This is a genomic window from Clostridium sp. C8 (assembly GCF_001010885.1).
Taxonomy (GTDB): domain Bacteria; phylum Bacillota; class Clostridia; order Clostridiales; family Clostridiaceae; genus Clostridium; species Clostridium sartagoforme.
Window position 1 is genome coordinate 1 of record NZ_LBMX01000016.1, and the last position, 14,739, is coordinate 14,739.

12 protein-coding genes and 1 pseudogene are annotated in these 14,739 nt (G+C 29.5%); 11 read left to right on the forward strand and 2 right to left on the reverse strand.

The features are described 5' to 3' along the window. The 4 genes and pseudogenes from AAT22_RS03095 to rho form a co-directional block, all read left to right on the forward strand. Positions 1-205: pseudogene (locus AAT22_RS03095) on the forward strand (ABC transporter permease); the annotation flags it as partial. 109 nt (positions 206-314) lie between these two features. Continuing rightward, the gene (gene fsa / locus AAT22_RS03100; RefSeq protein ID WP_047000222.1) at positions 315-962 is read left to right on the forward strand and encodes a fructose-6-phosphate aldolase; all 648 of its coding nucleotides are present in this window, start codon (positions 315-317) and stop codon (positions 960-962) included. A 175-nt stretch (positions 963-1,137) separates the two neighbouring features. Continuing rightward, positions 1,138-4,677, forward strand: a complete 3,540-nt coding sequence (locus tag AAT22_RS03105) for a 5'-nucleotidase C-terminal domain-containing protein (protein WP_047000223.1) — start codon at positions 1,138-1,140, stop codon at positions 4,675-4,677. A gap of 331 nt (positions 4,678-5,008) precedes the next feature. After that, positions 5,009-6,412: a transcription termination factor Rho gene (gene rho / locus AAT22_RS03110; protein ID WP_047000224.1), complete on the forward strand. Its 1,404-nt coding sequence runs from the start codon at positions 5,009-5,011 to the stop codon at positions 6,410-6,412. Between the two features lie 168 nt (positions 6,413-6,580). Here rho and AAT22_RS03115 read toward each other — a convergent pair whose 3' ends face one another. Further along, positions 6,581-7,681: a glycosyltransferase gene (locus AAT22_RS03115; RefSeq protein WP_047000225.1), complete on the reverse strand. Its 1,101-nt coding sequence runs from the start codon at positions 7,679-7,681 to the stop codon at positions 6,581-6,583. A 228-nt stretch (positions 7,682-7,909) separates the two neighbouring features. Next, positions 7,910-8,116 (reverse strand): 50S ribosomal protein L31, encoded by a 207-nt coding sequence (rpmE, locus tag AAT22_RS03120; RefSeq protein ID WP_016209119.1) that lies wholly within the window; start codon positions 8,114-8,116, stop codon positions 7,910-7,912. Positions 8,117-8,268: 152 nt separating this feature from the next. Between rpmE and AAT22_RS03125 the strand changes: the two genes are divergently transcribed. The 7 genes from AAT22_RS03125 to upp all read left to right on the forward strand — a co-directional run bounded on the left by AAT22_RS03125 (position 8,269) and on the right by upp (position 14,681). Beyond that, positions 8,269-8,856 carry a thymidine kinase gene (locus tag AAT22_RS03125; protein WP_016209118.1) on the forward strand — a complete coding sequence of 196 codons (588 nt, stop codon included), beginning with the start codon at positions 8,269-8,271 and terminating at the stop codon, positions 8,854-8,856. Positions 8,857-8,873: 17 nt separating this feature from the next. After that, a complete protein-coding gene (gene prmC, locus AAT22_RS03130; protein WP_047000226.1) occupies positions 8,874-10,640 on the forward strand; it encodes a peptide chain release factor N(5)-glutamine methyltransferase in 1,767 nt (588 codons plus the stop codon). A 63-nt stretch (positions 10,641-10,703) separates the two neighbouring features. Next, positions 10,704-11,789 carry a peptide chain release factor 1 gene (prfA, locus tag AAT22_RS03135; RefSeq protein ID WP_047000227.1) on the forward strand — a complete coding sequence of 362 codons (1,086 nt, stop codon included), beginning with the start codon at positions 10,704-10,706 and terminating at the stop codon, positions 11,787-11,789. 50 nt (positions 11,790-11,839) lie between these two features. Continuing rightward, positions 11,840-12,427, forward strand: coding sequence for a hypothetical protein (locus AAT22_RS03140; RefSeq protein ID WP_016209115.1), 588 nt, complete (start codon positions 11,840-11,842; stop codon positions 12,425-12,427). Between the two features lie 20 nt (positions 12,428-12,447). Further along, on the forward strand, positions 12,448-13,497 hold the full coding sequence (locus AAT22_RS03145; protein WP_016209114.1) for an L-threonylcarbamoyladenylate synthase: 1,050 nt from the start codon (positions 12,448-12,450) through the stop codon (positions 13,495-13,497). A 74-nt stretch (positions 13,498-13,571) separates the two neighbouring features. Next, positions 13,572-14,021, forward strand: a complete 450-nt coding sequence (rpiB, locus tag AAT22_RS03150) for a ribose 5-phosphate isomerase B (protein ID WP_016209113.1) — start codon at positions 13,572-13,574, stop codon at positions 14,019-14,021. 30 nt (positions 14,022-14,051) lie between these two features. Further along, positions 14,052-14,681 (forward strand): uracil phosphoribosyltransferase, encoded by a 630-nt coding sequence (upp, locus tag AAT22_RS03155; RefSeq protein ID WP_016209112.1) that lies wholly within the window; start codon positions 14,052-14,054, stop codon positions 14,679-14,681. Positions 14,682-14,739: the final 58 nt, after the last annotated feature.

Genomic DNA, 14,739 nt, shown 5'->3' on the forward strand with positions numbered 1-14,739 from the left:
TGGAATATTAGGAGCAACATTTTTCTTTGGATTTGCTTCAACTATAGCTAACGTATCTCAAGCAATACCAGCATTGTCAGCAATACCAGGAGTATTATTGAAGATATTCCCATATATTGTTACTTTAATAGCATTAGTATTATTCTCTAAATCATCTCAAGCACCAAAGGCTTCTGGAGAGCCATTTGATGCTGGTAAGAGATAGGATTTTAGTTAAAAGAGAAAAGTTAAAAGTTAAGTAATTAATGTAGAAATTCATTCAAAGAATGAATTTCTACTAAAATATTAAAGAATTATATAGGGGGACTTGAGTTATGAAGATATTTATAGATACAGCAAATGTAGATGAAATTATATCTGCAAATGATATGGGAGTTATTTGTGGGGTTACTACAAATCCATCTTTAATAGCTAAAGAAGGAAGAGACTTCAAAGAAGTAATAAAGGAAATAACTACAATAGTTGATGGGCCTATAAGTGCAGAGGTAATTAGCTTGAAACATGAGGAAATGATAGATGAAGGTGTTGAATTATCAAAAATTCATCCTAATATAGTTATTAAGATCCCAATGACTATAGAAGGATTAAAGGCAGTAAATGTACTATCATCAAAAGGAATAAAAACTAATGTAACCTTAGTTTTCTCTACTGCTCAAGCATTATTAGCTGCTAGAGCTGGCGCTACTTATGTAAGCCCTTTCATAGGCAGAGTAGATGATATTGGAAGTAAGGGAATAGAGCTGATAAAAGAAATTGCATCAGTTTTCAAAATACATGATATAGATACAGAAATTATAGCTGCAAGTGTTAGAAATCCTATACACAGTATAGAAGCAGCATTGGCTGGAGCGCATATAGCAACTATTCCTTACAACGTATTAGTTCAGATGAGCAAAAATCCATTAACAGATATTGGAATAGAAAAGTTTTTAAGTGACTGGAATAATAGCACTAGAAAATAGTATATTATATTTTAAATCATAGGGTATGGTCATTAACAATTTTTAAAGTTACTTTACAATGAAGACATCTTAAGTATTAGCAACAGATATTATAATTTATATCTAAATACTTTAGATGTCTATTTTTAATGGTTATTATTAAAAATAACATAAAACAAATATTAGGAGGGGTAAAATGAGAATTAAGGGAAACCTAAAAAAATTCTTAGCTTCAGTTTTAGCTTTTACTTTTGTTATTGGAAATCTACCAATGAATTTAGTAAAAGCGACAGCAGAAGAACTATCAACAAAAACAATTCAAATTCTTGCAACTACCGATTTGCATGGAAGATTTGCTCCATACGAATATGCTAGAGCTACAAGATCAGATGGAGGTCTAACTCAAATAGCTACACTTGTTAAGCAGGAAAAAGTTAAAAATGAGAATACTATAGTTGTTGATAATGGAGACACCATTCAAGGAAACTATAATCACTTGTTTTTAGAAGATGAATTTAACCCAATGGTACTAGGTATGGGTGAAATAGGATATAATTCTTATAACCTTGGAAACCATGAGTTTAATTTTGGAATGGATAAGCTATTTCAAATAGCAGAACAAGCAGAAAAAGCAGAAATATCTGTATTATGCGCAAATCTTTATAAAGATAATCAAAGAGTATTTGATGCATATAATATGGAAACTTTAGCTAATGGGATAAAAGTTGCAACAATAGGTGTTGTTACACCACATATTACTAAATGGGATGGACCAAATTTAGTTGGCTATACACCTACTAATCCATCACAAGAAGTTGCAAAAGTTATTGAAGAAATAAAGGCAGCTGGCGGTGCAGATGTATATGTAGTTACAGCACACATGGGTTTTGATAGTGAATATGGTAATGGAGATTCAGCAAAAGAAGTAGCTATAAATAATCCCGATGTAGACGTTGTCATAATGGGTCATAGCCATGATGCTGATAAAAATAAAACTGCGGGTAATGCTGTTTTAATACAACCAACAAATAATGGTGGAAAATTAGGAAAAGTAGAAGTAAGACTTCAAACTAATGGCACAGGCTATGAAATAGTAGAGAAAAAAGTAGAATTTTTAAACACAAAAGGTATAGCAGAAGATGCAGATTTAGCAAGTAAATTAAGTGGATATGACCAAAGAGCTAAAGCCGATGCAAGTGTAGTAATTGGTACATTAGAAGGAAAGGATTTAGCCGATAAAAATGAAATAGCAGATATTCCAGAATCACTAGTAAGAGATCAAGGAATAACTGACTTAGTAAATGAAGTTCAATTATATAATAGTAAAAAGCATCTAGAGTCAAAAGGAATAGATGTTAATACTGGATATCAAGTTTCAGCAGCAGCTTTATTTGATGCAACATCAAATATGAAGTCTGGAGATATTAAGAGATCAGATATTTCTAATATATATAAATATGATAATAAGCTTTACACAATAAAAACAAATGGAAAGCAACTTAAGAGATTTATGGAATGGACATCATCAATATATAATACATTTAAACCAGGAGATTTAACTGTATCATTAGACGAAAATATTAGATTATATCAATATGACATGTTTGATGGAATAAGCTACGAAATAAATATTTCTAAGCCAGCTGGAAGTAGAATTGAAAATGTTAAGTTTGAAAAGGATGGAAAAGTTGTTGAAGATAATGATGTAGTTTATTTATCAGTAAATAACTATAGATATGACTCAGTTCTTAATGCACCTGAAAACTCTGTTTTTGAACCTGGAACTCATGAAAAAATCTATGATACAAACAATGACACTATATCAGATATGAGAGATTTAATTATAGATTATATAACCGAAGTTAAAAGTGGAAGTATTACTAGAAATATTGACAACAACTGGAAATTAACAGGGGTTAATTATGATGAAACTCTAAGAGCGGAAGTTGTTAAGTTAGTTAATGATGGAGCCCTTAAAATACCCGTATCAGAAGATGGAAGAACTCCTAATGTAAAAAGTTTAACTATAAATGATCTAAAAGAGCTTTTAGAGGCTAATAACCTAGGACTTTTAGTAAATAAAAATATTAAAAGAGTTGAATTAGTAAGTTTCAATGATTTACATGGAAATGTACAAGAAAGTGGTAAAAATGTTGGAATAGCTAAGCTAGCATCAGCAATAAAGGAAAGAACTTCATTAAATGGATTCTCTAATTATGAAGCTATACCACTATCAGCTGGAGACTTATACCAAGGTACAGCAATATCAAATCTTACTAAAGGTGCTCCAGTGAGTGAATTCTTGAAGGATATAAACATACCTGCATCTTCAATTGGAAATCATGAATTTGACTGGGGAAAAGAATTAATTCCTACATGGGCAGAAAAAGGTAACTTTGATTTCTTGGCTGCTAATATTATAGATAAGAAAACAGGAAAACCTGTTGAATGGGCAAAACCTTATAAAATTATTGAAGTTGATGGAATTAAAATTGGATTAATAGGTGTTACAACACCTGAAACAGCTTATAAGACAACACCAGCAAATGTTGCTGACTTAATATTCGAAGATCCATCAATATCAGTTCAAAAATATACTGATAAATTAAGAAATGAAGACAAAGTTAATGCAGTAGTTGTATTATCACACTTAGGAGCAACAACAGATAAGGATAAAAAGCCTGTTGGAGAAGCTGTAGATTTAGCTAATAAAGTTAAAAATGTTGATGCAATTATAGCAGCTCATGATCATAAATTTACAAATGTTGAAGTTAATGGAGTTAAGATAATTGAAGCTGGATATAATGGTAGGGCTTTATCAGTATTAACCTTTGACTTTGATAATGCAGGAAAATTAACTTCACTTGGAGCTAAATTAGATGAACTTCACTTAAGAAGTGCTAGCATAGTACCAGATAAGACTTCAGCAGATATAGTTAAGAAATATGAAGCTGAATTATTACCAATATTAAGTGAAAAGGTAGCAGATTTAGATAAGGATTTATCTCATGATAGAAATGAAGGCCTTACTCCGTTGGGAACAGTTGTTTCAGAGACAATGCGAAAAATTACAGGTGTAGATATTGCAATAACTAATGGTGGAGGAGTAAGAGCTCCATTATCAGCAGGAGTATTAACAATTGGAGATCTATATACAATACTACCATTTGATAACACATTAGTAACAATGGAATTAAAGGGTTCAGATGTAAAAGCTGCTATAGAACATGGAATTATGCCAGAAAACTTTGGATGGGGACAATTCTCAGGAATAAAAGTTTGGTATGATAAAGATGCTAAAGCTGGAGAGAGAATTACTTCAATTAGATTAGAAGATGGAACTCCATTAGATATGAATAAATATTATACAGTTGTAGTTAATGATTTTATGGCAACTGGTGGAGATGGATATGACTTTAGAAATGCTAAAAATATGAAAGATACAATGCTTGTAATGAGAGACGAAATTATTGATTACTGGAGAGCAAATGGAGTAGATACAAATATAGTGAAGCTATTAATAGCTGGAGCAGATGACACTAAAGGTGAAGTTATAATTCCAGGAGATAATACAAATACAGGAGGCTCAAATAACAATTCAGGTAACACAAATAATCAAAATAACTTGCCAAACACAGGCGGACAAGATTCTGCAAATGTATTAATATTTGCTATGCTAATGTCTGGTATAGGTTATATCATGTTTAGAAAGAAAAACGAAGAAAAAATAAGTTAATACTTAAATCTAGGGGCTGCTTTTATGCGGCTCCTTTTCACTCTTTTATTATTAAATTCTCACTAAAAAATTACTTTGCAATTTATAAAGTTGTATTAAAAACGATATTTGGGAAATAATAGAAATATAATTAATTAAATTAATCTTGATAAATTGTTCTTATTAATTCATAATATAGATACATATATAAAATCTGTGAGATTCATATCTTAAATATTTATATCTGAAAATATCCCAACTAGGAATTATTTAAATTTAAAAAAGTTATTTTTATTATGAACATATAGTCATAATTAATTTATAAATGAAAATATTATATGGAGGTGTAATTTTGACTAAAGAAATGTATGAAAGAAAAACATTAGCTGAGTTAAAAGAAATTGCTAAGGAAATTAATATAAAAAATATAAGTAAGCTTAAAAAAAATGAACTTATAGATGCAATAATTGAAAATACTCCTAAGAGTATAGAAAAAAATGGAGTTGTATTACAAGAAAAAATAACTCCTAAGGTGAATGTAGAAGAAGTTAGTAATACTGTAACTACAGAAGTAAAGGAAGAAAATAAAGAAGAAAAAAGAGAAAGACTAAAAGTTATGATAAATGAATCTAATAGCGCTAAAGGTGTTTTAGAGATATTAGAAAATAATAGTTTTGGATTTTTAAGATGTAACAACTATCAAACAGGTGAAAATGATATTTATGTATCTCCATCTCAAATAAGAAGATTCAATCTTAGGACTGGTGATGAAGTAGAAGGAAAAGTAAGAGAAGCAAAAGATGGTGAAAAATTTAAGGCTCTACTTTTTGTCGAGAGAGTAAATGGCGAAAATCCTGAGCGAGCTGTTAGAAGACAGTCCTTTGAGACATTAACACCTATTTATCCTCAAGAAAGGCTACATTTAGAAACTAATGATGAAGGAGATTTATCTTCAAGATTAATGGATATAATTTGTCCTATAGGTAAAGGACAAAGAGGAATAATAGTAGCCCCTCCTAAAGCAGGTAAAACAACTTTATTAAAAAAAGTTGCTCAAAATATCTCTAAAAACTATCCCGATATTAAACTTATAGTATTGCTTATAGATGAAAGACCAGAAGAAGTAACTGACATGAAAAGATCTATAAATGGTGATGTTATTTATTCAACTTTTGACGAAGAGCCTCAAAATCATGCAAAAGTTTCTCAAATGGTACTAGAAAGAGCCAAAAGAATGGTAGAGCAAGGAAAAGATGTAGTTATACTACTAGATAGCTTAACAAGGCTATCAAGAGCTTATAACTTAACAATAACTCCAACAGGTAGAACTCTATCAGGTGGTTTAGATCCTGGAGCACTAATAATGCCTAAAAAATTCTTTGGAGCAGCTAGAAATATTGAAGAGGGTGGAAGTTTAACAATACTTGCTACAGCTTTAGTAGATACAGGCTCAAGAATGGATGATATGATATTTGAAGAGTTTAAAGGAACTGGAAATATGGAAGTTCATTTAGATAGAAAACTTCAAGAAAGAAGAATATTCCCAGCTATAGATATTTATAAATCAGGTACAAGAAAAGAAGATTTAATATTATCTGATGAAGAAAAAGAAGTTTCATATTCTATTAGAAGAGTAATGTATAGAGATGGTAATGTAGAAAATGTAACTGAAAAATTAATAAATATGCTTTCAAAAACAAAAAGTAATAAAGAATTTATTAATATATTTACTAAAAGTGAAATAGAGAGAAAGTAATATTTTGCGAAGCAATTTATTAGTGAAAAGTTAAGAGTGAAAGAGTAAAAAGTTGAGGATGTTTTGCCCTGCAAAACTTGAAATATATAGATGTAAAGCACCTTTTATTCAAAAATCCCGCAAGGATTTTATCCTTCACTTTTTCCCTATTCACTCTTTCACTTTTCCCTATTTATTTATTAGTTGGTTAGCTAATTTAACTATCTTTTCTTTAGAATAACAAGATGATATTTTAGATAACTTAAAACGCATTTTTTCTAATTCTTTAGGATTTGAAATCAAATTATCTATTTTGAAATTTAACTCTAAAAGATTGTCTACATATATAGCATATCCATTAGAAGTTAAGAATTCTACATTCTGAGTTTCTTGTCCTGGAATGGCAAATGGAATTAATAAAGGTAAGTTTTTTGTTATAGCTTCAGTAACAGTTAAACCACCAGGTTTACTTATTATCAAGTCAGAATATTCCATTAATGAATCGATATCTTTTGAAAAACCTAATATATGTAGTTTTTTATCTTTCATTGAATGGCTATATTCGTTTAATAAGTTATTCTTAAGCTTTTCATTTTTACCACAAACTACCGTTATTCTGAGTTTATGAGAATTATTCAATAATTCTTTTAAAACATAAGAAATATTTTTTAATCCCATACTTCCACTCATTAATAAAATATTAAAATAATCATCATTTTTAGCAGTTTTAATATCAGATTTATTTTCTAAGAATTCATCTTTTACAGGAATACCGAAAGAGAATATTCTTCTAGAATCTATTCCTCTGCTTGCTAAATTTTCTTTTGTATTTTCACTTGCAGTTATATAAGCATCAATATTTTTATCTATATATGTTGAATGAGCTTTAAAATCTGTTACTATAACAATTACAGGTTTATTTAAGCCTTTTTTCTTTAGTGACCCCATTATGTTTACAGCAAATGGATGAGTAATTAAAATTATATCTGGATTTACTGAATTTATTAATTTTGATATTTTTCTTTTAGTAAAGAAAAATACAAGAGATAATAGTTTATTTGTAAATCCAGTATCAGTAAGTTTATAGGCTAATCCATATGTCTTAGGGAAAAATGAAGCAGATATCTCATATCCGCTAATAAATAATTTGGTCAAAATCTTACTATTATTTTTCAAAAAATCATGGCGTATAACTTCATATCCAGACTTTTCAAAATTTCCAGATATAGAATTTGCAGCTTGATTATGACCCTCACCCGTAGAAGTTGATATTATTAAAATTTTCTTCATTATTATATAACACTCACTTTTCTAAATAACATAATATATTTTTAATAGAAATTAAAATAGTTTTGAAATTTATGACAATAAATAATTACTATATATATTATAATATAAATTTTAAAATAAAGTATAAAAAAGAAAAAATCTAAGATAAATTTAAGAAACTGAAGAAAAAATTAAGAAAATAAAGATAGTAAAGAAAAAATGGGAAAGACAATGTCTTTCCCAGAATTTCTATTTGTTAAGATTAAATCTCTTATTGAATTTGTCAACTCTTCCGCCAACATCAATGATTTTTTGTTTACCAGTGAAGAATGGGTGGCATTTAGAGCATATTTCTACTTTAAGTTCTTCTTTAACTGAACCAGTTGTAAAAGTATTTCCACATGCACACTTAACTACAGCTTCGTGGTTGTATTTTGGATGTATGCCTTCTCTCATATTTTTCACCTCTTTCGACTACTTAAATAACCATTTGAGTATATCATAGGAGAATAATTGAGTCAAGATAATTACATAATAAAATATCTTTGATTAGTTATAAGGTAAAATGCTATAATCTTAGTATATATCTAATGAAAAGGAGACGTATTATGAGTAAATTATATTTTAGATATGGTGCTATGAATTCAGGAAAATCAACACATCTTATGCAAGTAGCCTATAATTATGAAGAGAGAGGCATGAAGGTTATATTGATGAAGCCTCATACTGATAAAAAAGGTGGAGAGAAATTAATTTCAAGATTAGGTGTTGAAAGAAAAGTAGATTTAGTTGTTTATAATGAAGATGATGTATTAGAAAAGGTTAAAGAATATAAAGAAAAAAATGGGAATATAGATTGCATTTTAGTAGATGAAGTTCAATTTTTAAAGGCAAATCAAATAGATCAATTATTTGAATTAGCAATTGTTTTAGATATACCAGTAATATGCTATGGTTTAAGAACAGATTTTAAAATGCAAGGTTTTGAAGGAAGCACCAGATTATTATTGCTTGCTCATAGTATAGAGGAAATGAAGACAATATGTAAATGTGGAAGAAAAGCAGTTTTAAATGGAAGAAAAATTAATAATAGATTTGTATTCGAAGGAGAACAAATTGCTATAGACAATGTGGATAATGTAGAATATGAATCTTTATGTGGGCACTGTTATTTTAAGTACAAAAATAATTTATAAATAGGAAGAGTGGTAGAATGAAAAAGTGCGAGGTTGGAGGTCAAGCTGTTATTGAAGGTGTTATGATGAGAGGAAGCAAAGGTCAAGCTACAGCTGTTAGAACTCCAGATAAAGAAATAAAGATAGAATTTAAGAAAATAATTCCTATAACTAAAAAATACAAATTTTTAAATATTCCATTTATTAGAGGTATATTTGTGCTTTTAGATTCTTTAATTACAGGAATTAATACATTAAACTATTCAGCATCATTTTTTGAGGATGAAGATGAAATAGAATCAAAATTTGAAATATGGCTAAAAAATAAATTTGGAGATAAAAGTAATGACTTAATAATAGGAGCAACAATGATATTATCCTTTTTTATTGCTATAGGGTTATTTGTGGCTTTACCAACAGGGATAGCTTCTTTATTTAACATGAGATTAACTATGCCAGCAATAGCATTAAATTTAATCGAAGCTATAATTAGAATTGCAATATTACTTATATATATGTATTCTATAAGCAAGATGGAAGACATATATAGAGTATTTCAATATCATGGAGCTGAGCATAAATCAATATTCTGTTATGAATCAGGAGAAGAATTAACAGTAGAAAATGTAAGAAAGTTTGGTAGATTCCATCCAAGGTGTGGAACAAATTTCTTATTTTTAATTATGTTTGTTAGTATAATAATATTTAGCTTCACTGGTTGGGGAGGATTTTTTGAAAGACTTATACTTAGAATAGTCCTAATTCCATTCGTATCAGGAATAACATATGAATTAATAAGATGGCTTGGCAAGAATGACAATAAGTTATCAAAAATAATAGCATACCCAGGATTGAAACTTCAAGAGCTTACAACTAAGGAGCCAGATGATGATCAAATAGAGGTTGCTATTGCAGCTCTTATGAGTGCAGAAGGAATCAAGCCAAAAGAAAAGACTATTGGAGATTTATTAGATATAGGATCAAAAATATTAAAAGCAGAAGACATAGATACATATATGTTAGATGCCCAATTATTACTATGTAATGTTTTAGCAAAAGATAAGGTATATATAATAACAAATAGGGAAAAAGAAGTTTCAGCTAAAGATGAAAAAGAATACTTAAATTTAATAGAAAAAAGAAAAGGAAAAATGCCTATAAAATATATTTTAGGTGAAACAGAATTTATGGGATTAGACTTTGATATAGAAGAAGGAGTTTTAATACCAAGAGGAGACACTGAAATATTAGTTGAAGAAGTATTATCAGTTATAGGAGAAGATGATGAAATAGAAATCTGCGATTTATGTTCAGGAAGTGGAGCAATAGGTATATCTATTGCATCTTACAGAAAAAAAATAAGAGTAGATGAAATTGATTTTTATAATATTCCAGAGAAGATAACTAAAAAGAATATAGTTAAGCATGGGCTAGAAGACAGGGTTATCTTTATAAAGAGCGATTTGTTATCAGAAGCAATAAAAGAAGAAAAGAAATATAGTATAATAGTATCTAATCCACCATACATTAAAGCCTATGAAATTGATAATTTAATGGATGATGTTAAAAAATATGAACCACATACAGCTTTAGATGGTGGAGACGATGGATTAATATTTTATAGAAGAATAATAAAAGAAAGTAAGTATGTATTAAAAGAGAATGGGTTATTAGCATTTGAAATTGGTCATGATCAAGGAGAAGATGTTAGTGAGTTAATGAAAGAAGCTGGATTTTCTAATATAAAGTTAGTAAAAGATTTGGCAGGATTAGACAGAGTTCTACTGGGATACTTTAAATATTGATAAGTTTCTATCTCTTGTGATATAATATGGAGATGTTAAAAAATATAGTACGGAGTGATATTTATGTTATTAGATAAATTGGCTTTTATAGAAAATAAATATGATGAGTTATCTGTAAAGATATCAGATCCTTCAATAATGGCTAACCAAAGTGAATGGAGAAAGCTATGTAAGGAGCATGCTGATTTAGAAATTATAGTTACTGCATATAGAGAATATAGAACAGTTACAGATGATTTAGAAGCAAACAAAGAAATGTTATCAGAAGAAAGCGATAAAGAAATGAGAGAAATGCTTTCAGAAGAAATTTCATTGTTAGCAACAAGAAAAGAAGAATTAGAAAAGCATATACAAATTCTTTTATTACCTAAGGATCCAAATGATGATAAGAATGTTTTTGTAGAAATAAGAGGTGGTGCAGGTGGAGATGAAGCAGCATTATTTGCAGCAAATCTATTTAGAATGTACACAAGATATGCAGAAACACAAAGATGGTCAGTTGAACTAATGAGTGCTAACGAAACTGATATTGGTGGATTTAAAGAAGTAGTATTTATGATTAAGGGTTCAGGAGCTTACTCTAAACTTAAATATGAAAGTGGAGTTCATAGAGTTCAAAGAGTTCCAGATACAGAATCAAGCGGTAGAATTCACACATCTACAGCAACGGTAGCTGTATTACCAGAAGTTGATGACGTTGAAATAGAAATAAACGAAAAAGACTTAAGAATAGATGTATATAGATCTTCAGGTAATGGAGGTCAATGCGTTAATACAACAGATTCAGCAGTAAGAATCACACATTTACCATCAGGACTTGTTGTTGCATGTCAAGATGAAAAATCACAATTAAAAAATAAAGAAAAAGCTATGAAGGTTTTAAGGTCTAGATTATATGAAGCTGCAGAAGCTGAAAGAAGTGCTGGGATAGCAGAAGATAGAAAGAGCCAAGTAGGTTCAGGGGATAGAAGTGAGAGAATAAGAACTTATAACTACCCACAAGGAAGAGTTACTGATCATAGAATTGGATTAACACTTTATAAATTAGAATCATATTTGAATGGTGATATAGATGAAGTTATTAATGCATTAATTACAGCTGACCAAGCAGAAAAAATGAAAAAAATGGGAAATACTGACGCTATTTAATAAAAAAGCCTTGCATTTGATAATGTAGGGCTTTTAAAGTAGGTGGAAGAATGAAAATAAATAAAGCATTAAAAAAGGAAAGAAAGCACAAAAATCAATTCTTTATATTAATGTTCATACTATTTATAATACTTCCTTTAGTAGCTTTATTAGCAGAAATAAGAGCTATGTTCTTATGGATTTATCTATTAGTTTTAGAAGTATTAATAATAATATCATGTATAAGTAAATTAAATTATCACAGATTAAAGTTTTCGTGTATAAATAATAAGTTAAAATTTAAAAGTGGACTATTTTCTAAAGAGTCTGTTATACTATGTGATAAAGTAATTTCTGTTCATACTGATAAATTTAGAGAAGATATGGATATAGTAATTATGACTACGACCAGATTCAGGAATAAGTATTTGAAGCCTATAAGCAAGATATTTATTAAAAAATATCCAGAAGCTGCAGAAGAATATTTAAAAATAAAGAAAATTAATCCAGAAGAAACTTATTATTTTCAAGTTATAAGAAAAGGTGCTCTTAAAAAATATATTTTATTAGATGAAATATATAAAAATTGTGTTCGAGCATCATATACAGCTTCAGCTATAGAAAATATTAAAATAGCAAGAGAACAAATAGAAATATAAAGAGAAAGAGGGTAGAACTTTTGGAAACAAAGGTAGCTATTATAAAAGATATTGATAAAGATATTGAATATTTAATTGAAGCGGCAAAGATTATACATAATGGAGGAATTGTTGCATTTCCAACAGAAACTGTATATGGATTAGGTGGAAATGCTTTAAATGCTAAAGCTGTAGAAAAAATATTTAAAGCCAAAGGAAGACCACAAGATAATCCTTTGATAGTGCATGTATCTTCAAAAGAAATAAATTATTTAGTAAGTGAAGTGCCCGAAGTAGCACAAAAGCTTATTGATAAATTCTGGCCAGGACCTCTTACAATAATACTAAATAAAAAAGACATAATTCCAAATGAAACTAGTGCAAATTTAGATACAATAGGTATAAGAATGCCAAATAGTAATATTGCATTAAAACTTATAGAGTTATCAGGATATCCAATTGCAGCACCATCGGCTAATATATCAGGAAGGCCTAGTCCAACTGAAGTTGAACGCTGTATTGAGGATTTAAATGGAAAAGTGGACTATATACTTGGAGGAGAAAAAAGCAATGTTGGGGTTGAATCAACCATAGTTGACTGTACAGTATATCCTCCTATGGTCTTAAGGCCGGGTGGAATAACTTTAGAAATGTTACAAGAAGTTTGTAAGGGCATAAAGATAGATAAAGCAATACAAGGAAAACCAGATGAAAATCTAAGGCCAAAGGCGCCAGGAATGAAGTATCGACATTATGCACCTAAGGCAAAATTGAAAATAATAAAAGGAAATAAGCAAAAAACTATTGAAAAAATTAATGAAATAGTACAAAATTATATAGAAAATCAAAAAGAAGTTGCAATACTATCTACAGATGAATTATGTAGTAATTTTAATAGTGGTAAAGTAATTTCCTTAGGAAGTGAAAAAAATCTATACGATGTAGCAAGAAACCTATTTGAATCTCTTAGAGAGTGCGATGATTTAAATGTAGATGTTATTTTATGTCAAGCTTTTGATGAAGAAGGGGTAGGTTTAGCTATAATGAATAGATTAAATAAAGCATCAGGCTTTGACATATTAGAAGTATAATTAGGGAGGGAGGGGGAAACCTTTCCTTTTTTATTATAAAAAATTACCAATACAGTGATAGGAGGTACATTTTTATGAAAATAGCAATTGGATGCGATCATGGTGGAGTCGAATTAAAAGAAGAAATAAAAAAATACTTATTCGAAGCAGGTTATGAAACAAAAGACTTTGGAACTAACTCCAATGAATCTTGTGATTATCCAGATTACGCCATATTGGTAGCAGAAGCAGTAGCATCAAAAGAATTCGATTTTGGAATTCTAATATGTGGAACAGGTATAGGTATTGGTATTGCAGCCAATAAGATTCCTGGAATTAGGGCAGCACTATGCTCTGATACTTTTAGTGCACATGCAACAAGAGAACATAATGATGCAAATATATTAACTATAGGGCAAAGGGTTGTAGGACCAGGATTAGCATTAGATATAGTAAAAACATTTTTGAACACAAAGTTTGAAGGTGGAAGACATCAAAATAGAATTGATAAAATAACAGAGATAGAAAAGAAATATTATAAATAATAAAAATAAATAGCCGTAGGAGGAATATAAATGAGTAAAGTAACACAAATAGATCACCCATTAATATTACATAAATTAGCTTTTATAAGAAGTAAGGAAACAGGATCAAAAGACTTCAGGGAATTGGTAGAAGAAGTTTCAATGCTTATGGCTTATGAAGTAACAAGAGATTTAAGTACAGAAGAAGTAGAAATAGAAACACCAATTTGCAAAACAAAATGCAAAATGTTATCAGGTAAGAAGGTGGCTATAGTTCCTATATTAAGAGCTGGGCTTGGTATGGTAGACGGTATGCTTAAGCTTATACCAGCAGCTAAGGTTGGTCACATAGGTTTATATAGAGATGAAGAAACTCTTCAACCAGTAGAATACTTCTGCAAGTTACCACAAGATATAGCAGAAAGAGATGTAATAGTAGTAGATCCAATGTTAGCAACAGGAGGATCAGCTGCAGATGCTATAACTATGCTAAAGAAAAGAGGAGCTAAGAATTTAAGACTTGTATGCTTAATAAGTTCTCCAGAAGGTATTGAACTTGTTCAAAAGCTTCATCCTGATGTAGATATATATGTTGCAGGAATTGATGAGAAGTTAAATGAGCATGGATACATAGTCCCAGGACTTGGAGATGCAGGGGATAGATTATTCGGAACTAAGTAATTATTATGTAATTGGAAATGAGCTGTAGTAACAGCTCATTTTCAGACTGCTGACAAAG

What these genes read in the sequence shown, in the direction of transcription:
- fsa (WP_047000222.1), top strand. Translation starts at nt 315, where the DNA reads ATGAAGATATTTATAGATACAGCAAATGTAGATGAAATTATATCTGCA.
- AAT22_RS03105 (WP_047000223.1), top strand. Translation starts at nt 1,138, where the DNA reads ATGAGAATTAAGGGAAACCTAAAAAAATTCTTAGCTTCAGTTTTAGCT.
- AAT22_RS03115 (WP_047000225.1), bottom strand. Translation starts at nt 7,681, where the DNA reads ATGAAGAAAATTTTAATAATATCAACTTCTACGGGTGAGGGTCATAAT.
- rpmE (WP_016209119.1), bottom strand. Translation starts at nt 8,116, where the DNA reads ATGAGAGAAGGCATACATCCAAAATACAACCACGAAGCTGTAGTTAAG.
- AAT22_RS03125 (WP_016209118.1), top strand. Translation starts at nt 8,269, where the DNA reads ATGAGTAAATTATATTTTAGATATGGTGCTATGAATTCAGGAAAATCA.
- prmC (WP_047000226.1), top strand. Translation starts at nt 8,874, where the DNA reads ATGAAAAAGTGCGAGGTTGGAGGTCAAGCTGTTATTGAAGGTGTTATG.
- prfA (WP_047000227.1), top strand. Translation starts at nt 10,704, where the DNA reads ATGTTATTAGATAAATTGGCTTTTATAGAAAATAAATATGATGAGTTA.
- AAT22_RS03140 (WP_016209115.1), top strand. Translation starts at nt 11,840, where the DNA reads ATGAAAATAAATAAAGCATTAAAAAAGGAAAGAAAGCACAAAAATCAA.
- rpiB (WP_016209113.1), top strand. Translation starts at nt 13,572, where the DNA reads ATGAAAATAGCAATTGGATGCGATCATGGTGGAGTCGAATTAAAAGAA.
- upp (WP_016209112.1), top strand. Translation starts at nt 14,052, where the DNA reads ATGAGTAAAGTAACACAAATAGATCACCCATTAATATTACATAAATTA.